A 21,864-nucleotide genomic window follows, 5' to 3' on the forward strand; every position below is an offset into this window, starting at 1 on the left:
TAAAGCAACGACTCTTTTCTGTCAGCAATATGCTGCGCAACTTCACTCTGACGGGGCTATTACGTTGTGAGGAGAAACACAACCGGATTCAGATCCCTTCATCATTCTTATAAGTAGTTATGGCTTCATCCACCGATTCGAAGTACTTCACTTTGTTATCCCTTCCGATAAACAAAGCTACATCGCAAAACTCTTTCAGTGATCCCAGACTGTGCGACACCATCAAAAAGCTGGCTTCTTCATGACGTGCTTTAAACAAGTCGGCACATTTCTGTTTGAATCTGGCATCCCCGACCGCTGTCACTTCATCGACAAGATAGTAATCAAATTTGAATGCCATGCTCAGACCAAAACCCAGGCGGGATTTCATGCCGGAGGAATAGGTTTTGATTGGCATATCAAAGTATTTACCCAGTTCGGCAAACTCTTCGACGAAGGCGACTTTTTCGCGTAACTGGTCTGGTGTGGAATAGAGGCGGGCAACGAATTTTACATTTTCCCGTCCGGTCAGACTGCCCTGAAAGCCACCGGCCAAACCGACCGGCCACGATATGGTTTTATCAGTGTGAATCTTGCCGGAATCGGGGCGGTCAATGCCGCCGATAACGCGTAATAATGTCGATTTACCGGCGCCATTTCGCCCAATCAACGCCACACTTTTGCCTGAGGGCAGTTCAACGTTCAGATCTTTGAAAACGTAATGGCGGCCTTTAGGTGTGCGGTAGGATTTAGTCAGGTTCTCGATTTTTATCATGATGTCAGCATCGCCTCTTCACGGTTTCGGTAGAGGGCTAATCCGATGAATAATACAACCAGAGTACAGGCGGCCAGATAATTCAGGCTGACGCCTTCGCTGATATAACCCGGAACAACGGATTCACGGCAAAGTTCTACGACGTGAACGATAGGGTTCCATAGCAAATACGGCCAGTATTCTTTCGGGATGTTGTGCAGCGAAAACATAATGCAGGAAACAAAATAGAGCGGTTTAATCAAAATAGGTAAGAACTTTTCGGTTTCAGGGAATGACTTCCCGACAACCATGAATATCAGCCCGACTCCACAAGAGAATAAAACTAACAGTACCCAGACCAGAATCAGAGTAATAAGCTTAGTGACTTCAAATTGTTCACCCAGCAAACCTACTATGGCCATTAGCAATATGTAAACCACGGCGTATATCAAGGTTTCTAAGATTGCTCTGGCGAGGATAGTATCAATTGGGCGTACAGGTCGATAGTTAAACAACCCTTGATTGGCTTCAATAGCGCCTATAGATCGGTTGGTAATATTGCTGAAAACAAAGAAAGGAATAATGCCATTAATCAAAAAAACTGGAAATGATATATCTGGCATTGTTCTGTGCATGAAATAACCAAATATGGCCAGCATAATCAGCATATGTGCCATCGGCTCCAGTGCTGCCCACAGATACCCTAACCGGTACTTACCAAAACGAGTCTTAATTTCCCTCAAAAACAGCGCTTTTACCGCCGCTTTCTGAACTTCTAAGCCACTACGTGCCATCGGATTTTTCCAGTATTTTACTTTTCCACGCTACCGCCCCTGGCTTACAGCAGCCAATGCGCTCAGGAACGGGTCGGATTGTGGGGAGTCGGTTGTGCATAACACATCAAAGATGTGTCAGGAGCGGGGGAGTCACTTATCCATAAGTTGCGTATAGAGGACTGATGCCGGGGGAACATCCCTGGTAAATATCTCTATTTTTTATCAGGTTAGAGTGAGATACCCTTTTCACAAAAATGCAAAGGTTGCGAAAAAATATTTCAGCAAGTTTCAGGGGTGACCACACCTATGTAAAATTGCTTTGAACTATTAATTTGTATTAAATCATTCATACGGCCTATTGGTTTAAGAATTCTCTGAGGGGATAAATAAAGTCTTGGTTTTTCAGTGGGATATTGAAACCGGTTCCATTGACTTAAGTTGCAGATTTAGTTGAAATTGTAACTATTCATCAGGGGTATTATTAAATTCTGATGCAAAGTTACTGGCTGAGGCGGGTTTTAAGTCAAATTTTCACAAGAGGGGAGCGGGGCTTGATAGCGGACATAAAAAAGCCAGCGACTTTCGTCACTGGCCTTTCGCATTAATCACTCAGAGTTCCGCAGCCTGATTCTGCGGTATCGGGCAACATTTACCCGATAAGGATTACCTGATTCTGATTACTCGATATTTGATTCGATGAACCACAGGAATTTATCCAGGTCGCGCGATGCGGCGGTGAAAATATCTGCGGTGTCTTCATCTTCAACTTCACCAATCGCCTTACGGGTATCGTTGGCGACAACGGCAAAACGATCTGCCAGCGCTTTCAGATGTTCCTGCACGGTATGGATGTTGGTCGGGTAGCTTTTCAGTGGCGTTTTATCGTTAACGACCTGCACGGTACCCAGCGCCACGCCACCTAACTGCACCACACGTTCTGCGATGGTGTCCTGGTGATCGATAACTGCGGTACGGAATCCATCAAGCATTTCATGTACGGCGATGAAGTTTGCGCCACGCATGTTCCAGTGTGCTTGTTTAATAATCAGTGACAGATCAATATATTCAGTCACCAGACGGTTCAGCACCTTGATAGTATTCAGTTTGACGCTTTCATCTAAATCGTTGCGTGTATAAATAAGCTCAGAAGATTTCGTTTTGACCAGTTTAGCGGTACTCATATTCATATCTCCTTGTTTCATTAAAATTAATTGCTACAAACGTGTTTCTTAACTGCATTCAGTATAGCAATAAATCGAAATTTTGCAGGACAGCGTTTCCTATCGTTTTGATAGCATCTGTCTAATAGACAATTTCGGAATCGAGGAACCACCTTATCACGCTGATTTATAAGGTGGATAGGAATCCTCCTGAACAGCGGTGTTTATTAGTGCGTAAATTATGACATGCCAGTGATAATAATTTTCATTACGGCTAATGGATATTATGAAATGTAAGTTGAAGTGTGGAGATATATATCTGTGATGTAGTTTGTGCGGCTGAAATAATTTGTTCACGGAACGTTTTTTATACTCTGAAAATAATTACCGCCATAAATTATTACTTTGAAAGCACAACGGCAGGAAAAGCCTGCCGTTTTATATTATCGTAAAGCCGGTCACCGGGTTCCGCAGTGAATCAAAGCGCCAGAGCCCCGCTGTACAGCACGGCGCCTGTCGGTTGTCCGGTCGGTGAGCCTCCGCGTGGTTCCAGACTGATTGCCAGCGTATAACCCGGATCAGGCATCTTTTCCGCCAGTGCCAGTTGTGTCGGTTGTTGTGTATTCAGCAGACCGAGTGAGCGGGGTTTGCCGCCCGGCGGAATGGCCCACAGTTCCAGGCTATGGTCGCCGGCGATACCTTGCGCCTTAAGCGGCGTCAGCATCAGGCTGCGGGTACTCATATCTACGCTCACCACCCATTGCCCGTTCTGCGCACCGGCACTGCTGGCGAGAACAGCCACCGGTGTCGGGGTTTCAGGTTGCACCAGAAGGCGCGGGATGAGTAACAGCGCCGCAAGCCCGGCGGCCAGCGCCCAGCCAAGATATGTGCGCACCGGTCTTTTAGCTGTAACCGGTAATCTGGCCGGTTGTAATGCAAGGTTGTGCTGAATGCGCTTCCACACTGAAGCGGGCGGAATGACCGGGACAATCTGATTATCCAGTTGTGTGAAAGCTTCCTGCCAGCGGGCGACTTCAGCCGCCAGTTCAGGGTCTTCCCGCATTTTTTGCTCGAACTGAATCCGCGCTGCGCCGCGTAAGGTGCCGAGCGCATATTCAGCCGCGAGGGCAGCATGATAATGGCTTCTGCTTTTCATAGGTCTGCGCAGCTCTTTAAGTGTTCCAGGGCGCGACGGATCCAGCTTTTAATCGTCCCCAGAGGTTGTTGTAAATGCGATGACACCTCACCGTGTGACAGGCCCTGATAATAGGCAAGGGTCAGGCTTTGTCTTTGTTCGGCGGGAAGGTGCGCGAGGCAGTCGGCCAGTATTTTGGCTTCGCTGTCCTGCTGCAACCGTTGCAAGGGTTCATCGTTGTCGCTGGCATCGTTGTCTCCCATGCTGTCATCCAGTTCATCTAACTGGTTGTCGCTCCCGCGCATCCAGTCGATAGCGCGGTTGCGGACAATATGGGTGAGCCAGGTCATCGGGGAACTGAGCGCCGGATTATAGGATCCGGCGCGGTTCCACGCGGTGATATAGCTGTCATGCAACACTTCTTCTGCCCAGGCATGCCGCCGCAGCATTCTCAGCGCGACGGCAAACAGCCGGGGGGACGTCAGACGGTACAATTGCTCAAATGCCTGTCGGTCGCCAACGGCCATGGCGCTCATCAGTTCACGCTGTACTTCCTGTGCTTTCTCTGGTGTTGGCTTAACTAAAAAATTGTCATGCATTCGCCCGTCCTGACTTACTGAGGTGCTGTTTCATAAAGAAATCATGCCCTCAGTATAGTCGGTATTATTTTGGCATCAGGACGGTATCAATGACGTCGATCACACCGTTCTTCTGCTGGACGTCATAAGTACTGATATTGGCGACATTCCCTTTGCCATCTTTCAGCTGAATATTGTGCGGGCCATTATTCATGATCCACAGCGGCTGGCCGTTGACGGTTTTCAGTTCCGCCGTGCCGTTGCCTTTTTTCAGCAGTTTTTCCAGATCTTTCATTTCATACTTACCCGCCACCACGTGGTAGGTCAGGATGCTGGTCAGCGTGGCTTTGTTTTCCGGTTTCACCAGATTGTCGACAGTCCCGGCTGGCAGTTTAGCGAAAGCGGCATTGGTCGGCGCAAACACAGTGAACGGACCTTTACCCTGCAACGTATCCACCAGACCCGCCGCTTTCACGGCGGCGACCAGGGTGGTGTGGTCTTTCGAGTTCAGGGCGTTTTCTACGATATTTTTAGAAGGATACATTTCAGCGCCACCGACCATGGTGGTGCTTTGGGACATCATTGCAGCCATTGACGCGGTGCTCAGCAGAAGAGATGCACAGATAGCGGTACGGAGTAATGTTTTCATGATGGTGTCCTTTGTCGTTGAGTAGGTAAGGTCTTGCCTCACATCTATACATACGAATGGACCCCCGCTTTTGGATGCAGGAAAAACGATAAAAAATCGAAATTATTGAAAGTAATTTGCAATGCATTGATAAAAAAGAATAAACAGAAAAGAACAAACAGAAAAGAAAAAGCCACGTCGGATGAACGTGGCTTTTTGACAGAAAAACGCAGGGCTATTTACCGGAAGGATTATTCCCGGCGATATCGACCGTTTCTATTTTTGTTTTACGCTGAATCGTCAGCGTCGAACCGGCCGAGGCTGCGATAATTGCCGCCAGCCCAAGCCACTGCGTTCCTGTCAGAAACTCGCCGAGGAAGATAATGCCGGAAAGCGCCGCCATTGCCGGTTCCATGCTCATCAGCGTGCCGAAAGTTTTAGCGGGCAGTTTGGTCAGCGCCATCATTTCCAGTGAATAAGGAATAGCAGACGTGAGCAGGGCGATCAGCAGGCCCAGCGGCAGGATCTCCCAGCTGAATATGGAGGTCTTCGCCTGGATGACACCGACAGGGAAGAAGATCAGTGCGGCAATCAGCGAGCCCATCGCGGCAGTGCCGGGGCCGTAGCTGCTGCCAGCTCGTTGTCCGGCAAGAATATAAATCGCCCAGCACGCACCCGCAATCAGCGCAAAACACGCGCCTTTGAGATCAACACCGCCCGCGCTCTGGCCGAGCGGCAGCAGGAACAGCAATCCGGTGACGGCCAGCACGACCCAGATAAAATCGACGGGTCTGCGTGAAGAAAACATCGCCACGGCCAGCGGGCCGGTAAATTCCAGTGCAACGGCAATGCCCAGCGGTACGGTGCGCAGTGCCAGATAAAAGGAGTAATTCATGCAGCCCAGTGCCAGACCATACATCAGCAATGAACGCAGATTGCCGCCGCGCATTTTCAGGCGCCACGGACGGAAATAGAGCAGCAACAGAATCGAGCCGATACCCAGTCGCAGCGCGGTGACGCCTTGTGGCCCGACTACCGGGAACAACGTTTTGGCCAGTGACGCGCCGCCCTGTAATGAGAGCATGGCGATCAGCAGCAACAGGATCGCCACCAGGGGAGACGCTTTTTTAGGTAACGCCGGGATCGGGGGGCTGTTGTTATTTGTCGCAGGCGGCAGAGTCGTCTGCGTTTCCGGCGTGTTCTTTCCTGAATGAGTCATCCTTTGAGCCTTTTGAGGTGATTCCATAAATTCAGAATCTTTTAGATTTATAGTTTTGAAAAGAAAGGTAAAGCAAGGTCAGTGTAGAGGGAAAGCGGGACAGAAAAAATCCTGATAAAAAGTTTTTTTCAGAACGTGTTTTTTTAAAAGAAGCGAAAAAACGCCTGAAAAGTGTCCATTTTTTGCCCAGATAATTAGGAATTATCTGCTAATTTCAAAAAGTTCAATAAGTTTATCTTATAGTTAATTTGACGAAAATCCCAATTAAATTAGATGGATAGGGTGTGCTGGAAACTTCCTGTTACACCATATGATGCTTTGGACATCTTAAATGAGGCAGAGTTTCACACTAGTTTTTGTTATATTTTGGAACGTGAAGGTTACTTTGGTTTCTTATTTGAGGTGGTTATGATGAAAAAAATCGCATGTCTTTCCGCATTAGCTTGTGTAGTTGCACTGGGCGCATCAAGCGCATTCGCTGACACCAGCACCGTTACCGCTGGTTATGCTCAGGGTGATATGCAAGGCGTTGCTAACAAAGCAAACGGCTTCAACTTAAAATACCGCTGGGAACAAGATAGCAACCCACTGGGCGTTATCGGTTCTTTCACCTACATCGAAGATGACAGCACACCGGCATCTGGCGACTACCGTAAAGCACAGTACTACGGTCTGACTGCTGGTCCAGCTTACCGTCTGAATGACTGGGCTTCCATCTACGGTGTTGTGGGTGTGGGTTACGGTAAAACTCAGTACAACGAATCAGCGGCATCTACTAGCCGTGAAAAATACGATTCAAGCGATTACGGCTTCTCTTACGGTGCTGGTCTGCAGTTCAACCCAATCCAGAACGTTGCTCTGGACGTGTCCTACGAACAGTCCCGCATCCGCAGTGTTGATGTTGGTACCTGGATCGCAGGCGTGGGTTACAGCTTCTAATTCTTCGCCCTGCGTAACGCTTTGTCGTTACACACCCGCGAAAACAAAAACCGCTCAACTGAGCGGTTTTTTTATGACTTTTTTCAGCGGGTAGTGGAGACGCGACCGTTATTTTCACCTTTCCCGCTTACGAGGGGAAGGCCGGGAGGGGGTTTAGCGGGCAACTCAAATCCCGCTGTACCAGTTATATCCCTGATCTTCCCAGTAGCCGCCGGGATATTCGTTGGTAACGAAAATCGCGCCGATGTGTTTGGCGTTTTTGAAGCCGAGTTTGGTGGGCATTCTCAGGCGTAACGGGTAACCGAAATCCGGCGGTAACGGTTTGCCGCCAAAATCCAGCGCCAGAATGGTTTGCGGATGCAGCGCCGTCGCCATATCGATGCTGGAATAATAACGGTCGTCACATTTGAATCCGACGTATTTAGCGGTCAGATCTGCGCCGACGTGCTGTAAAAACGTTTTCAGCGGCACGCCTTTCCACTGACCAATTGCGCTCCAGCCTTCAATGCAAATCAGACGGGTGATCTGACTTTCCTGCGGCAGTCGCTGTAACTGTTCCAGCGTCCACGAGGCTTTCTTTTGAACCAGACCGGAGACTTCAAGCCGGTAATTGGGAATGTCTATTTCCGGCACGTTGTATTCCGGATAATAAGCATTGAAGCGGAACGGCGTGGTGATCTGGTCAGCGCGATAGGTTTGCGCCAGCTTTTGTCCGCTGAACAGCCAGCCTTGCACGCGGTCATTCCAGCGTGACATCGCCCACAGCACTTTATCGACTTCGTCACCGTCCTGCAGATTACAGCCGGTGAGCATTGATACCGCGCCCAGCGTGAGACCGCCACGCAATAACATGCGGCGCTGAATATTGACCAGTTGCTTGCGCTGATCGGGCTCAAGAATAATTTTTGGCCGGCGTGATTTATCACTCATCGGCACTTTCCTCCGTACTTATTTTTTTGCCGCCGGTTAGCATCGCCACGAAGGTTTTTGGCACCAGCAGAACCATCAGTACGTGAATAATGACGAACAGCATCACGCCGCTCATCGCAAAAAAATGCACATAACGCGCGATATCAAAACCGCCAAACAACCACACCAGACCGCTGAACTGTACCGGTTTCCAGATGGACAAACCGGAAAGCAAAAGCAATACGCCGAGCAACAGCACGCCGCTGTACATCAGTTTTTGCACGGCGTTGTACTGCCCGAGTTTGTGGGGAAGTTTGAATGTCAGCGCGCGAACGGTATCGCGCCAGACGGAGCGCGGCGAAAAGGGGTAAAAGTCGCGGCGGAAATGGCCGCTGAACATGCCCCACAGCACATAGAAAAGGGCATTGGCCGCCAGCAGCCACATGACTGCCAGATGCCAGGCGATGTTGCCGCCCAGCCAGCCGCCGAGGGTCGTGCTCTGGGGAAAGGTAAACGAGAAAATCGGGTCGGCGTTATAAATCCCCCAGCCGCTCATTACCATGCCGATCATTGCCAGCAGATTAATCCAGTGACAAATGCGCACCGGCCAGGAATGCACCCTGCGTTTGCGAAGTGGAGAGGGCTGAGGTTTCACGGAAAAACTCCTGTTGTCCGGTAAGGCCGTCAGGCCGGATTACATTGGTGGCGTAACGCCGTCTTTGCCCGCAGAAATGCCGCGTGCAACCAGGGAGCCTTTGTCATCTTTCATCGCGAACAGCACGACTTTGGTGCCCGGTTTCAGCAGACTGCGGTCACCCGGTGCCAGCAGAACGACCGGTACATCGTCAGGAACGACAACGGTTTTCTCTGCATCATGGTATTTCACAGTCAGCGTGCGGCCATTGCTGTTAACCAGTTTGCCGACGGTGCCGTTGGTCATGGTGTTGATTTTGCCGTCCGGCGATTCAAACGGATTGAAACCTTCGCCGCTGCCGCGCAGGCTTGGCGCAAATACGTGAACTTCCAGCGCTTTCAGTGTGCCGTTGGCCTGAGGTACTGCCGCCGTACCGATGAAGCTGTCGGCTTTGATATCGCTGATCTGGCCTTTGGTGACGGAGTTGATACGGGTTTTATCCGTCAGCTTAACGTCGAGCTTTTCGCCCTGACGGGTGGTGATTTGTACTGATGAGTCATTAACAGAATCAATGGTTCCGCGTGTTGGTTTGATCACGTTATCGGCGGCAAAAGCCGATGCCATTGTGCTGCTCATCAGCAGTGAACCCAGTAACAGACCCGCAAGACGTTTGGTGGTATTCATTATTAACTCTCCAGTTTCCGGCATTATTTCATTTGGTTAGAAGAATCACTGACCCTGCCAGTGATGAATAGCTTCATTAAGAGTGGACGATAAACCGGGATTGGCTGATGACAAATTGATGACAAAATTGTCATCAAAGGTGTCTGGCGAAACTGATAAACTTCCCCATGAATCATTCTTTGGGAGAATGGTATTGCGGCGCTGAGGGCCTGAATGCGGATACTGGTGATTGAAGACGATGTCAGTACGGGCGATTACCTGAAAAAAGGGCTGACCGAAGCCGGTTACAGCGTCGATCTGGCGCGTAACGGGGCCGATGGCCTGTTTCTGGCGCTGGAAGAGGGCTATGACACGGTGATCCTCGATGTCATGCTGCCCGGCCTCGACGGCTGGCAGGTGATGGAAGTTCTGCGCAAGAAAAGCGATGTGCCGGTGCTGTTTCTCACCGCACGCGATGAAGTACAGGACCGCATTCACGGGCTGGAACTGGGCGCTGACGATTATCTGATCAAACCGTTTTCCTTTACCGAACTGGTATTGCGTATCCGCACGTTGCTGCGCCGCCCGGCAGCGCGTGAGCCGGATATTTACTCGGTCGCTGACCTGCATCTGGATGTGCTGCGCCGTCGCGTGACCCGTCAGGATCAGACTATCGCGCTGACCAATAAAGAATTCATGTTGTTGCAGCTGCTGATGCGTCGCGAAGGCGAAGTGCTGTCGCGCACCATGATTGCCTCGCAGGTATGGGATATGAATTTCGACAGTGACACTAACGTGGTGGATGTCGCCATCAAACGCCTGCGCGCTAAGGTTGACCGCGCCTTTGAGCTGAAACTGATCCATACCGTGCGCGGCATCGGCTACGTCTGTGAAGTGCGTAATGACTGATTTTACATCCGCTAAAAAGCCTGTAAGGGCCGTGTCGCTGACGCTGCGCGCCACATTACTTTTTGCGCTGCTCGCCTCGCTGGTGGTCAGTGCCGTGGGCTTTTATCTCTATTATTCAATGGATAAAGAGCTGGTGCGCCGTGCGGATTATCAGGTCAGCGGACGTGTGCAGTATTTTCGCCATCTGCTGGCGAATGAATTCCCTCTGTCACAACTGAGCCGCAATCCCGGCCTGTTTGAAAATATGCTCGGTAATGAGCGCGATATCCTGACTTTCAGCCTTTCCGGCGAGCCGCCGTTAATCAACGTGAATCCCTCACATCTTGTTTTACCGCCATTTGCAGCGGTACCTGAAGGGCAGCCGCTGACGCTGAAAACGGTTCACGGGCAAAAGGCGCCAGATGGCACGCCGGTGCGTTTTGCCCGTGCTGCGGTAAAAATTCAGGACGGACGCACGGTTGAAATTACCGCAGGCCATTTCATGACCGAAGAATCGCGCCTGTTAGAAACCTTCCGCTGGGAAATTATCGGCGCAGTCTTGTTTTCGTATCTGCTGATTGCGGCGCTGGGTTATCTGGTTATCCGTCGCGGTTTGAGGCCGCTGCGTAATATGGCGCGGGAGGCGACGCAAATCCATCCGGCAAGCTTATCGACACGTCTGAGCAGCGATAAAGCGCCGCAGGAATTACAGCAACTTATCCATTCTTTCAACGACATGCTGGAGAGGCTGGCAGAAGGTTATCAGCGCCTGACGCAGTTTTCCGCCGATCTGGCCCACGAGATCCGCACGCCGGTGGGTGCGCTGATGGGGCACTGTCAGGTGGCCTTGTATCAGCCGCGAACGGTTGAAGAATATGAAACGCTGCTGGCTAATAATATGGAAGAACTGGAACGTATCTCGCGGATGGTCGAAAACATCCTGTTCCTGGCGCGTGCTTCGGATGCGCGTTCGGTTCTCAACATAACCAGTATTGATGTTTCATCAGAAATTACGCGCATTCAGGAATACTTTGAAGGGCTGGCGGAAGAGCGGGAAATGACGCTGCACGGCGAAGGCCGCGGTGTATTACAGGCCGATGCCATTTTGTTCCAGCGTGCGCTGAGTAATCTGGTTGCCAATGCGGTGCGCTATGGCCACGAAGGGAGCCAGGTCGTGTTGCGCGCCGAACCTCATGATAAAGGCATGGATATTCACGTTATCAGTCAGGGCGATCCGATACCGGCGGATAAGCTCACAAAACTTTTCGACCGTTTCTATCGTGCGGATGCCTCGCGCAGTGAAGGCGGCAGTTCGAGCGGGCTGGGTTTATCGATTGTTCAGGCCATTATGGCGCTGCATCAGGGCAGTGTGAGTGTTGAAAGTTCAGCGCAGGGAGAGACGCGCTTTACGCTGTCATTTCCGGATGCCAGTCATAAACATTCTCAATAATTACTCAACAGATTTCAAAAAATGAGTCGGAAAAGTATGAAAGCCACATTTCTATTGCATTGAAACATAAGCAATTCGTTAATTTTGTAACATTATCACATTGGAAGTCATGAATCACTTTGAACGATTATAGGCGTTCCGGGGTCTGAAGTGTCCTAAGGAGCATGTTCCATTCTCCGGTACGAGCGGTCTTTACGACGTAAACAGACTCACAAAAGAGCCATTTATTTCTAATGCATAAATTACGATCACTTTCGCAACAGAGCATTTCTTTGTTCATTGCACTTTATCTTGGGATTTTACTGAACCTTCCGATCTTCTTCCGTCGTTTCGAACAGCTCCATTATGACAATGCTTTGTCCATTGCTGTTGAAGCGATCGCCTGTTTCGCGCTGGTCTACTTCCTTTGTATGCTGCTGTCTTATACCGGAAAAACCGTTTTCCGTGTGCTGATGACGGCCATTGTTATTTCCTCCGCTGCCGCAAGCTATTACATGATCCTGTTCAACGTCGATATCGGTTACGGTATTTTGGCGGCGGCGCTGGCATCGGACTCCATTGATTTATCAAAAGAATCCGTCGGAACGCACTTCATCGCCTGGACGGTACTGGTCAGCCTGATCCCCGTTCTGCTGCTGTGGCTGAGCAAAATGCCGGGTGCGGCGCTCAGACAAACCACCTTCAAAAAGCTGGCGGTAAGAACCGTGCTGCTCGCGGTTTCCGGGCTGATTTGTTATATGCCACTGCGTCTGATGGGCAAAGTGCAGGATCGTCACGACATCGTCAATAACCGCATGATGGCGAGTTATGGCGGCGTGGTTGCCGGTACGTATTCACCGTCCAACTGGCTTTCCGCGCTGGGTTTATACACTTACAGCAGCTACAGCAAGGCAGAAGACAACAAAAATCTGTTCGATCCGGCCAAACATTTCACTTACACCGCACCGGCTGATGCCAAAGATTTGTATGTGGTGTTTGTGATTGGTGAAAGTGCGCGTCGTGACCATATGGGTCTGTACGGCTACGACCGTGACAACACGCCGAATCTCGACAAAGAGAAAAATCTGGTCGCGTTGCAGGGATATTCCTGCGATACCGCCACCAAACTTTCCCTGCGCTGCATGTTCGTCCGTGAGGGCGGGGCCTCTGAAGAGCCGCAGCGCACCCTGAAAGAAGCCAATGTGTTCTCCGTTCTGAAAAGCAACGGCTGGAGCTCTGAGCTGTATTCCATGCAAAGCGAAGCGTGGTTCTACAATAAAACCCGCGCTGACGATTATTCACTGCGTGAAAACATTGCTTCTGAGAAGCGTAATGCCGGTAAACCGGTGGATGACATGCTGCTCATCGACGAAATGAAAGATTCGATGAACAACCATCCGCAGGGTAAGCACCTGATTATTCTGCACACCAAAGGCTCGCATTATCTTTATTCCGACCGTTATCCGCGTTCTTTCGCCAAATATAAGCCGGAATGCATGGGCATTGATGATTCCTGTTCTACCGAAGAGATGATCAACGCTTACGACAACTCGCTGCTGTATACCGACTATTTCCTGTCGCAGGTGTTTGATCAGCTGCGCGACAAGAATGCGATTGTGTTTTATGCCTCCGATCACGGTGAGTCGATTTCCAAAAGTATGCATTTCCACGGCACACCACGCGATCACGCGCCGATTGAGCAACGTACCGTGCCGATCATGGTCTGGGCGTCAGACAAATTCCTGTCAAACGATCAGAACAAAGCAGGATTCGAACAGTTGCAGAAAATGGCTGCTGAAAAGAAACCCGCTTTCCATGAAAAACTGTACGACACCATTCTGGGCTGTATCGGCTACACCTCGCCAAATGGCGGGATTGTCGAGCAGCACAACTGGTGCCACGTGCCTGATCAGGCCGCCACTGCAAAATAATTACCGCTAAAAATGCCGCCTTTTTCTGATCAATGGAAAGGGCGGTGACATCCTTCTGGTCGCCCTCCGTTTTTTAAGTCACAATCGCTTAACAAGGTATTGAGAGTTTTCTCTTCTGCTATTTTTTATCAGGGTCGATAACCGATGCATGCTTTTCGAATTACCCTTTGTGTCCTGACGGTCATCATGACCTTGCTGACGCTGCTGCCTTTTTCCCGCAATCAGCGCTGGTGGGTACGGGTCTGGGATTTTCCACGTTTACAGATGGCGACGTTATGTCTGCTATTTTTGCTGACTGAGCTGATGATCATGCCGTTAAGCGACGGTATATCCACCACAATCATTATCTTAACTGTGGCTTGTATGGCCTATCAGAGCTGGTGGATTTTGCCTTACACCCCTTTTTATCGGGTGCAGGTGAAGAAAACCGCCTCCGGCAGTCATTCACGTATCAAAATCATGAACAGCAACGTACTGACCACCAACCGTAAGGCCGGTCCGCTGATCGCACAAATCCGCGAGCATCAGCCGGATATTCTGGTGTTGCTGGAAACGGATCAGTGGTGGGAAGATCAGATGGCAGTGCTGGATGCGGATTACCCGCACAGCCTGCGTTGCCCTCTGGATAATCTCTACGGAATGCACGTCTATTCCCGTCTGCCGATGCATTCGGCAAAAATTCAATTCCTGGTGGCAGACGACATTCCATCGATGCATTTTCGCGCCGAACTCCCTTCCGGCGAACAGGTGATATTGCACTGCCTGCATCCGATGCCGCCAAGTCCGACGGAAGCCGACGAATCCACTGACCGCGATGGCGAACTGGTTGCTGTCGGTCATACAGCGGCGAAAGCGACCTATCCGACGATTGTCACCGGCGATCTGAATGACGTGGCATGGTCGCGCACCACGCGCCTGTTTATGAAAGTCAGCGGCCTGCTCGATCCGCGCCGTGGCCGGGGTATGTTCAATACTTTTCACGCCAGTTATCCGTTCCTGCGCTGGCCGCTGGATCACGTTTTCCATAGCAAAGATTTCACTCTGGTCAGTCTTCAGCGTCTTGGTTTTATGGGATCAGACCATTTCCCGATCCTGGTGGAACTGGCGCTGACCCCCTGTGAGGGCCAGGATCAGGAATCACTGGAAATTGATGAGGAAGACCTCGAAGAGGCGGAAGAAAAACTCGCCAGCGCCGGGGTGAAAAGCACTGACGTGCACAGGGCGGAAAAACTCAACATGCCTGTCTGCGGGTAATCATGATGACAAGTGAACGCGACCGTTTGCCGCTGGCGGAAGATTTACGGGTTTTTCTGGCGGTGGTGAATAAACAAAGTTTTGCTGCCGCGGCCACAGAACTCGGTCAGTCTCCGGCCTATGTCAGCAAGCGGATCCAGATCCTCGAAGAGTCGCTGAATGCCCGTTTGCTGCACCGTTCCACACGCGGTGTGCGCTTAACGGACGAGGGTGAAAAAGCCCGGCACTGGGCGCTGCAAATTCTGGATAACTTCGATCAGTTTATCGGTGACCTGTCGGACTCCCGTACTGAACCGCGTGGCAATGTGCACATTTGCAGTTCGTTCGGTCTCGGGCGCTGTCACGTTGCACCGGCGGTGGCAGAGCTGGCGGAACAGTATCCGCTGCTGAATCTGCGGCTGGATTTGTTCGACCGGGTAGTGGATCTGGTGGCGGAAGGCGTGGATCTCGAAATTCTGGTCGGTGACGATATTCCCGAACAACACATCGGCAAGAGGCTGGTGCAGCATCAGCGTATTTTGTGTGCCTCACCGGCGTATCTTGCGGCGCAGGGTATTCCGCAAACCCCGGATGAACTGACGCAGCATCAGTGTCTGGTGCTCAAAGAGCGCGATAATCTGTTTGGCATCTGGCCGCTCACCGCTGACGGCCAGGAGCACCGCGTGCGGGTAAGAGGTGCACTTTCCTCTAACAGCGGTGAAGTGGTTTTACAGTGGGCGCTGAAAAATCACGGTATTATTTTGCGGTCGCAATGGGACGTGCAGCCGTATCTTAAAAGCGGTGAACTGGTTCAGATATTGCCAGCCTGTTCGCAGCCCGCCAGCGTGTGGGCGGTTTATCCGACGCGCCTTGCGGATTCCGCCAAATTACGGGTGTGCGTCGAATTCCTTCAGCAGCGGTTCAGTCAGTTACTCACATAGCGCCGTTTTTACACGGCGCTTATGAAATCTGTGACTCAGGCCAGCCAGGGATTTTTTTGCAGATGTGACTGCTGAAACTGATGAATGTCGTCGCTGTACCGCAGCGTATTACCGACAGCATCTAATCCGTTAAGCAAAGACAGCTTGCTCAGTTCATCAATCGCAAAATCAGTCACTTTGCCGCTATGCAAAACAATCTTTTGCTGTGGCAAATCGACGGTGATTTCGTTGCTGCCCGCAAGCGTCACTTCCTGCGCGACCTGTTGCCATTGTTCAGGACTGAGCTGTACCGTCAGTACGCCGTTACGCTGGCAGTTGTCGAAGAATATCCCCGCAAACGTCGTGCCGATCAGCGCACGGATCCCCAGCTGTTTTAATCCCCACACCGCATGTTCGCGACTGGAGCCGCAGCCAAAGTTCGGCCCGACCAGCAGAAATTTGGCGTTTTGCCATCCAGGCTGATTGAGGATAAACGCCGGGTCCGGTGAACCGTCTGCCAGAAAGCGCAAATCGAAAAATACCCCGCGGTCTAACCCGTTGCGGTCGATGCCTTTTAAAAATTGCTTCGGCATGATCACATCGGTATCGACATTCGCGGCGGGTAACGGCGCAGTCACGCCGGTTAATACGTTAAAAGCCTGCATTTTTTCTCCTTACAGTTCCCGGATATCGGTCAGATGACCGGAAATCGCCGCGGCAGCCACCATCGCCGGGCTCATCAGATGGGTACGTGCTCCCGCGCCCTGACGCCCTTCGAAATTACGATTGGTGCTGGAGGCACAGCGGTCGCCCGGCGAGAGCACATCGTCGTTCATCGCCAGACACATCGAGCAGCCCGACTGACGCCATTCAAAACCGGCGCGGGTGAAGATCTCCGCCAGACCTTCCTGCTCGGCCTGCGCGCGAACCTGACTTGAGCCGGGCACTATCATCGCGCGAACGGCAGGTGCGACGGTTTTTCCGCGAACCACTTCGGCGGCGGCACGTAAATCTTCAATGCGCGCGTTGGTGCAGGACCCGATAAAGGCATGACTGATGCTGATGCTTTTCAGCGGCTGACCGGCCTGCAGTCCCATGTATTGCAATGCACGCTGTAAATCCTTGCGGCGCGAGGCATCGGATTCTGCCAGCGGATCCGGTACCTGACCGCTGATCGCCAGCGCCTGATCCGGGCTGGTTCCCCAGCTGACCATCGGCGCGATTTCTGCGGCGCTCAGTTCAACTTCTCGGTCGAAAACGGCGTCCGCATCGCTGTGTAACTTACGCCAGGCATTCACCGCCGCCGTCCATTGCTGGCCTTTCGGCGCACGCGGTTTGTCTTTCAGGTAATCAAAAACTTTGTCGTCAGGTGCCATAAACGCACCACGCGCACCGGCTTCAACCGCCATATTACACATCGTCATGCGGCCTTCCACACTCAGCGCGTCGATGCCTTCACCGCAAAATTCAATGGCGTAGCCGGTGGCTCCCGCCGCACCGATTTTTGCCACCAGCGCCATGACCACGTCTTTGGCGGTTATACCTCTGGCGAGCGTACCGTTAATGGTGACCCGCAGGGTTTTCAGGCGTTTATAAACCAGCGTCTGGGTCGCCAGAAGGTGTTCGATTTCCGAGGTGCCGATACCAAATCCGAACGCGCCTAATGCGCCGTATGTGGTGGTGTGGCTGTCTCCGGCGGCAATCACCATACCCGGCAAAATAAAGCCCTGTTCGGGGGCGACAACGTGCTCAATCCCCTGACGGCTGTCGAGAATATCGAACAGCTCAATGCCAAATTCCTGGCAATTTTCTGCCAGATAGGAAACCTGACGCGCGCCACCGGCGTCCGGCATCTGGCGCGTACGCAAGGGTGCCGTCGGGTTGACGTGATCGACCACCGCCAGCGACGTTTCCGGACGCCATACGCGACGGCCTGCGTCACGCAATCCGCTGAAGGCCTGCGGGCTGGTGTATTCGTTAATCACCTGCCGGTCGATGTACAACAACACGTGGCCTTTATCGTCGAGCGTGCGCACGGTGTGACTGTCGATATGTTTTTCGTATAGCGTTCTTGGCTTCATTGCATTGCCCTGATAACGAAGTGGATAACGTCAGCGTCGCAAACTCACACGTGTCGGGCAACGGGCTGAGTGTGGAGCGTTAAAACACGATCCGTGAAGCGGCAATCTCCACTTGCGGCCTTGTTGCCGGTTCATCAGCGACTAAGATGGGTAAAAAAGGAGATACCCATGTTTGAACATTTTACCCAAAGGCGGATGGCCGTTAACGGCACCGAAATTGCCTGCCGCATTGCCGGTCAGGGCGAACCGCTGTTATTGCTGCACGGACACCCGCAGACTCAGGCGATCTGGCATAAAGTCGCGCCTTATCTGACTTCTCAGTTCACCGTGGTACTTGCCGATTTACGCGGTTACGGCGACAGCGGCAAACCGGAGCCGGACGCGGAGCATCTGAACTACAGCAAGCGCGAAATGGCAAAGGACCAGTTTGAGCTGATGGCGGTACTGGGCTTTAATCAGTTCAGCGTAGTCGCTCACGATCGCGGTGCCCGTGTGGCGCACCGGCTGGCGCTGGACCATCCGCAGGCCGTGAAGCGGCTGGTGCTGATGGATATCGCCCCGACCCTTTCTATGTATCGCCAGACGACTGAAACCTTCGCCCGCGCTTACTGGCACTGGTTTTTCCTGATCCGCCCGGCACCGCTGCCGGAAGCGTTAATTAAGGCCGACCCCGATCTCTATCTGCGCAGTGTGATGGGCAGCCGCAGCGCCGGTATGCAACCTTTCACCAAAGAAGCTTACGCAGATTATCTGCGTTGTCTGCAACTGGATGGCACGGCACGCGGGATTTGCGAGGACTACCGCGCCTCGGCGGGTATCGACCTGCAACACGACGAAGTGGATCTGAATGCAGGTCGCAAAGTGAAGTGCCCGCTTTTGGTCCTCTGGGGAGAGCAGGGCACGGTAGGAAAATGTTTTGCGCCGCTGGCGGAGTGGGAAAAGGTGGCAGAAAACGTGCAGGGCGAGGCGTTGCCTTGCGGACATTACATCGCCGAAGAACAGCCGGAACTGCTGCTGGAAAAAGTCCTGCCGTTTTTACGTTAGGCGCACGTTTCCGGACATAAAAAAACCCGCATTACGCGGGTTTTTTGTGAGGTCGTTGTTATCAGGTTTACGTGATCAGGCCGGCTGTTCCGGGAAGGTCAGGGTATTCCCCGGCGCTTCGCGGTTGATGTGCAGGAAGTTCAGATGACGTTCGTACTGATCCAGAATGTCATTGATCACCTGATGTTTGGTGAAGTCCATCAGGTCATTACCCTGCGTCCCTTCGAGCAGGAAAGTTTCCAGACGGTAATAATGTGATTTACCGGCACGAGCGCGATAGGTGAAAGCAGGAACGGCATAGCGCACCGGCCAGATCTGATACACAAAGTTCTGCTCTTCGCCCAGCGCCACCTGCAATTCCAGCGGCCCGATTTTTTCGTCTTCCTGTGGCTCATGTTCGTTGAACGTCACTTTTGCCCCGCGCAGTTCGAGTTCCTGCGCCACTTCCTGCATCGCCGGTCGGCAGACGGTATCCATCATTTTCTGCGTATGGCGCGTGCCCGGATAATTCATCACCCGTGACAGACGCTGTTTCCAGTTAAGCGCCGCGTCGCCGGTTGAAGGCATCGGAGCCAGATTCTGCTGGGTGCTGGCGCGGCGGTAATCTTCCAGCCGCAGCGATTTATACAGTCCGGCCATGATGAAGAAAATCACAAAGCTGAACGGCAGCCCCATAATCACCGTGGTATTTTGCAGCGCGGAAACGCCGTCGGTCATCAGCATCCCCAGCGTCAGCACGCCGATGGTGACTGACCAGAAGATCCGCAGCCAGTTCGGCGCATCGTTATTAATGTCCGCCAGTTTTGAGGTGAAGTTTCCCAGCACCAGTGAACCGGAATCCGCCGAGGTGACATAAAACAGCAGGCCGGTAATGGTGGCGACTGAAGCACTCAGCGTAAAGCCGGGATACTGCGCCAGCAGGCTGTAAACGCCGCGCTCAGGGTGCGAAATCACTTCGTTGGCGAAATCCAGATTGCCGTGCAGGATCTGGTACAGCGCACTGTTACCGAAAATCGACAGCCACAACAGCGTGAAGACAAACGGAATGATCAGCGTGCCGAGCACGAACTGACGGATGGTGCGCCCGCGTGAGATACGCGCCAGGAACAGGCCGACAAACGGCGACCACGCCACCCACCATGCCCAGAAAAACAGCGTCCAGCTGTTCATCCATTCTGTCGGACGATCGAACGCAAAGGTATTGAGCGTCATGCCCATAAAGCGGTTGATGTAATCGCCGATGTTGAGCACCAGCGCATTGAGCAGGAATTCGGTATTGCCAAAGAACAGCAGGAACAGAATCAGCCCCAGCGCCAGCAGCACGTTGAGTTCGGACAGAATACGGATGCCTTTATTCACGCCGGACGTGACCGATACCGTCGCCATGATCACCGAAAGCAAGATCAGGGCGGCCTGAACAGTCAGGTTTTCCGGAATATGGAACAGCACTTTCAGCCCGTAATTAAGCTGCACCACGCCAATACCGAGCGTTGTCGCGATACCGAAAATGGTGCCGACGACGGCAGCAATATCCACGCTGTGACCGATCGGGCCGTTAATACGTTTGCCGAAAATCGGATACAGCGCCGAACGGATGGTCAGCGGCAGGTTATAGCGGTAGCTGAAATAACCCAGCGCGATGCCCATCAGCGCATACATCGCCCATCCGGTCAGGCCGTAGTGGAACAGCGTCCAGGTCATTGCCTGCCTCGCCGCTTCCAGCGTCTGGCCGTTACCTTCCGGCGGCAGCATGTATTGCGTCACCGGTTCGGCGACCGAGAAGAACATCAGGTCGATACCTATCCCGGCGGCAAACAACATGGCCGCCCAGCTCATCATGCTGAATTCGGGTTTGGATTGTTCAGGGCCCAGTTTGATCGAACCGAAGCGCGAGCAGGCTATGAACACTACAAACACGATGTACAGCGTCGCCGCCAGCATGTAATACCAGCCAAAAGTGGCGGACACCCAGTTGAGGGTCAGGCTGATCCATTTTCCCGATAAATCGGTGAAGAAAATGGTCATTAACGTGAAGGCTAAAATCAAACCTGCGGAGGTAAAGAACACCACCTTATTCAGCTGGTCGCGAGGTTTTTCGCTCTGTTTATCTGTCGTATCGGCAATCGCCATCGTTTCCCCTGTCTTGCTAATTAATCACTGTTTTTCAATAAATTGGCTTCTTACCAACTCCAAAATTCATACAAATTACTAACGTATTGGTAATAAAATATATGCATTTTTAATTGAACGTTCAATCAAAAAAAAGTTAAATAGGTGGCGTAAGAGCGTTAACAAGGTTGTACGAAAGCGTAAAAAACGGTTTTTTAAGCGCGTTTCAACCCGCTCATTTTCAGGAGCCGGAACCATGCCCAAAGTAGGAATGCAGCCCATCAGACGGCAGCAATTGATTGAGGCAACCCTGGCGGCGGTCAACGAAGTCGGGATGCACGATGCGTCGATTTCGCAGATCGCACGCCGTGCAGGCGTCTCCAACGGCATCATCAGTCACTACTTCCGTGACAAGAATGGGCTGCTGGAAGCGACCATGCGTTATTTGCTCAGTCATTTGGGGGAAGGGGTGCAGTTACGCTTAGCGCAGCTGACGGATACCGCACCGACGGCGCGACTGCATGCGATTGCAGAAGCCAATTTTGACGACAGTCAGACCAACAGCGCGGCGATGAAAACCTGGCTGGCCTTCTGGGCGAGCAGCATGCATCACCCGCAGTTGTACCGTCTGCAACAGGTCAACAGCCGCCGGCTCTATTCAAATTTATGTTCTGAATTCAGACGTTTTCTGCCTAAAAGTGAGGCACGTCTGGCGGCACAAAGCACCGCCGCACTGATTGATGGCCTGTGGCTGCGCGGCGCACTTAGCGGTAAAGAATTTAACCGCGCCGAGGCGATGCAAATCACCCGCCGCCACATTGAATCGCAGCTCACGTAAGCCAGCAGAAAACCTTC

The 21,864-nt window shown here is 52.1% G+C and carries 21 protein-coding genes; 8 read left to right on the forward strand and 13 right to left on the reverse strand.

Translation table 11 applies throughout. The annotated features are described in order from the left end of the window. Positions 1-88: 88 nt before the first annotated feature. The 7 genes from J1778_RS22130 to rhtA all read right to left on the reverse strand — a co-directional run bounded on the left by J1778_RS22130 (position 89) and on the right by rhtA (position 6,154). A complete protein-coding gene (locus J1778_RS22130; protein ID WP_217174996.1) occupies positions 89-754 on the reverse strand; it encodes an ABC transporter ATP-binding protein in 666 nt (221 codons plus the stop codon). Then, positions 751-1,527, reverse strand: coding sequence for an ABC transporter permease (locus J1778_RS22135; RefSeq protein WP_217174997.1), 777 nt, complete (start codon positions 1,525-1,527; stop codon positions 751-753). Before J1778_RS22135 ends, J1778_RS22130 begins: the two co-directional genes overlap by 4 nt. 659 nt (positions 1,528-2,186) lie before the next feature. Then, positions 2,187-2,690 (reverse strand): DNA starvation/stationary phase protection protein Dps, encoded by a 504-nt coding sequence (gene dps / locus J1778_RS22140; RefSeq protein ID WP_120131355.1) that lies wholly within the window; start codon positions 2,688-2,690, stop codon positions 2,187-2,189. Between the two features lie 457 nt (positions 2,691-3,147). Next, on the reverse strand, positions 3,148-3,825 hold the full coding sequence (locus J1778_RS22145) for an anti-sigma factor (protein ID WP_217174998.1): 678 nt from the start codon (positions 3,823-3,825) through the stop codon (positions 3,148-3,150). After that, on the reverse strand, positions 3,822-4,403 hold the full coding sequence (locus J1778_RS22150) for a sigma-70 family RNA polymerase sigma factor (protein ID WP_217174999.1): 582 nt from the start codon (positions 4,401-4,403) through the stop codon (positions 3,822-3,824). The genes J1778_RS22145 and J1778_RS22150 overlap by 4 nt, the downstream gene beginning before the upstream one ends. 64 nt (positions 4,404-4,467) lie before the next feature. Beyond that, entirely contained in the window at positions 4,468-5,031 is a 564-nt protein-coding gene (locus J1778_RS22155) for a fasciclin domain-containing protein (protein WP_095922755.1), read from the reverse strand. A 214-nt stretch (positions 5,032-5,245) separates the two neighbouring features. Then, the gene (rhtA, locus tag J1778_RS22160; protein ID WP_369964440.1) at positions 5,246-6,154 is read right to left on the reverse strand and encodes a threonine/homoserine exporter RhtA; all 909 of its coding nucleotides are present in this window, start codon (positions 6,152-6,154) and stop codon (positions 5,246-5,248) included. A gap of 486 nt (positions 6,155-6,640) precedes the next feature. On the opposite strand from rhtA, the gene ompX reads away from it, so the two are divergent. Further along, a complete protein-coding gene (gene ompX / locus J1778_RS22165; protein ID WP_112289432.1) occupies positions 6,641-7,168 on the forward strand; it encodes an outer membrane protein OmpX in 528 nt (175 codons plus the stop codon). A gap of 165 nt (positions 7,169-7,333) precedes the next feature. Here ompX and J1778_RS22170 read toward each other — a convergent pair whose 3' ends face one another. From J1778_RS22170 to J1778_RS22180, 3 genes are read right to left on the reverse strand one after another with little or no spacing between them, the layout of a single operon-like run. Continuing rightward, the gene (locus J1778_RS22170) at positions 7,334-8,098 is read right to left on the reverse strand and encodes a molybdopterin-dependent oxidoreductase (protein ID WP_129639003.1); all 765 of its coding nucleotides are present in this window, start codon (positions 8,096-8,098) and stop codon (positions 7,334-7,336) included. Then, positions 8,091-8,732 carry a cytochrome b/b6 domain-containing protein gene (locus J1778_RS22175; protein WP_113877500.1) on the reverse strand — a complete coding sequence of 214 codons (642 nt, stop codon included), beginning with the start codon at positions 8,730-8,732 and terminating at the stop codon, positions 8,091-8,093. The genes J1778_RS22170 and J1778_RS22175 overlap by 8 nt, the downstream gene beginning before the upstream one ends. A 39-nt stretch (positions 8,733-8,771) precedes the next feature. Continuing rightward, positions 8,772-9,395 carry a hypothetical protein gene (locus J1778_RS22180; protein WP_112289412.1) on the reverse strand — a complete coding sequence of 208 codons (624 nt, stop codon included), beginning with the start codon at positions 9,393-9,395 and terminating at the stop codon, positions 8,772-8,774. Positions 9,396-9,608: 213 nt separating this feature from the next. Here J1778_RS22180 and J1778_RS22185 point away from each other — a divergent pair, with 213 nt between their 5' ends. The 5 genes from J1778_RS22185 to J1778_RS22205 all read left to right on the forward strand — a co-directional run bounded on the left by J1778_RS22185 (position 9,609) and on the right by J1778_RS22205 (position 15,796). Continuing rightward, a complete protein-coding gene (locus J1778_RS22185) occupies positions 9,609-10,283 on the forward strand; it encodes a heavy metal response regulator transcription factor (RefSeq protein WP_120163935.1) in 675 nt (224 codons plus the stop codon). After that, positions 10,276-11,712: a heavy metal sensor histidine kinase gene (locus J1778_RS22190; RefSeq protein ID WP_217175000.1), complete on the forward strand. Its 1,437-nt coding sequence runs from the start codon at positions 10,276-10,278 to the stop codon at positions 11,710-11,712. The genes J1778_RS22185 and J1778_RS22190 overlap by 8 nt, the downstream gene beginning before the upstream one ends. Before the next feature lie 233 nt (positions 11,713-11,945). After that, positions 11,946-13,622 carry a kdo(2)-lipid A phosphoethanolamine 7''-transferase gene (gene eptB / locus J1778_RS22195; RefSeq protein ID WP_217175001.1) on the forward strand — a complete coding sequence of 559 codons (1,677 nt, stop codon included), beginning with the start codon at positions 11,946-11,948 and terminating at the stop codon, positions 13,620-13,622. 144 nt (positions 13,623-13,766) lie between these two features. Further along, a complete protein-coding gene (locus tag J1778_RS22200) occupies positions 13,767-14,876 on the forward strand; it encodes an endonuclease/exonuclease/phosphatase family protein (RefSeq protein WP_217175002.1) in 1,110 nt (369 codons plus the stop codon). A gap of 5 nt (positions 14,877-14,881) precedes the next feature. Next, positions 14,882-15,796 carry a LysR substrate-binding domain-containing protein gene (locus J1778_RS22205; protein WP_217175357.1) on the forward strand — a complete coding sequence of 305 codons (915 nt, stop codon included), beginning with the start codon at positions 14,882-14,884 and terminating at the stop codon, positions 15,794-15,796. Positions 15,797-15,831: 35 nt separating this feature from the next. On the opposite strand, the gene leuD is transcribed toward J1778_RS22205, so the two are convergent. Further along, on the reverse strand, positions 15,832-16,440 hold the full coding sequence (gene leuD, locus J1778_RS22210) for a 3-isopropylmalate dehydratase small subunit (RefSeq protein WP_217175003.1): 609 nt from the start codon (positions 16,438-16,440) through the stop codon (positions 15,832-15,834). Positions 16,441-16,449: 9 nt separating this feature from the next. Beyond that, a complete protein-coding gene (gene leuC / locus J1778_RS22215) occupies positions 16,450-17,856 on the reverse strand; it encodes a 3-isopropylmalate dehydratase large subunit (protein ID WP_217175004.1) in 1,407 nt (468 codons plus the stop codon). Positions 17,857-18,024: 168 nt separating this feature from the next. Here leuC and J1778_RS22220 point away from each other — a divergent pair, with 168 nt between their 5' ends. Then, on the forward strand, positions 18,025-18,900 hold the full coding sequence (locus tag J1778_RS22220) for an alpha/beta fold hydrolase (RefSeq protein WP_217175005.1): 876 nt from the start codon (positions 18,025-18,027) through the stop codon (positions 18,898-18,900). Positions 18,901-18,975: 75 nt separating this feature from the next. Here J1778_RS22220 and J1778_RS22225 read toward each other — a convergent pair whose 3' ends face one another. Beyond that, positions 18,976-21,030 (reverse strand): choline transporter, encoded by a 2,055-nt coding sequence (locus J1778_RS22225; RefSeq protein WP_217175006.1) that lies wholly within the window; start codon positions 21,028-21,030, stop codon positions 18,976-18,978. A gap of 235 nt (positions 21,031-21,265) precedes the next feature. On the opposite strand from J1778_RS22225, the gene betI reads away from it, so the two are divergent. Continuing rightward, the gene (betI, locus tag J1778_RS22230; RefSeq protein ID WP_112289407.1) at positions 21,266-21,847 is read left to right on the forward strand and encodes a transcriptional regulator BetI; all 582 of its coding nucleotides are present in this window, start codon (positions 21,266-21,268) and stop codon (positions 21,845-21,847) included. The last annotated feature ends 17 nt before the right edge of the window (positions 21,848-21,864 follow it).

This window comes from Rahnella bonaserana (assembly GCF_019049675.1).
Classification (GTDB): Bacteria; Pseudomonadota; Gammaproteobacteria; order Enterobacterales; family Enterobacteriaceae; genus Rahnella; species Rahnella bonaserana.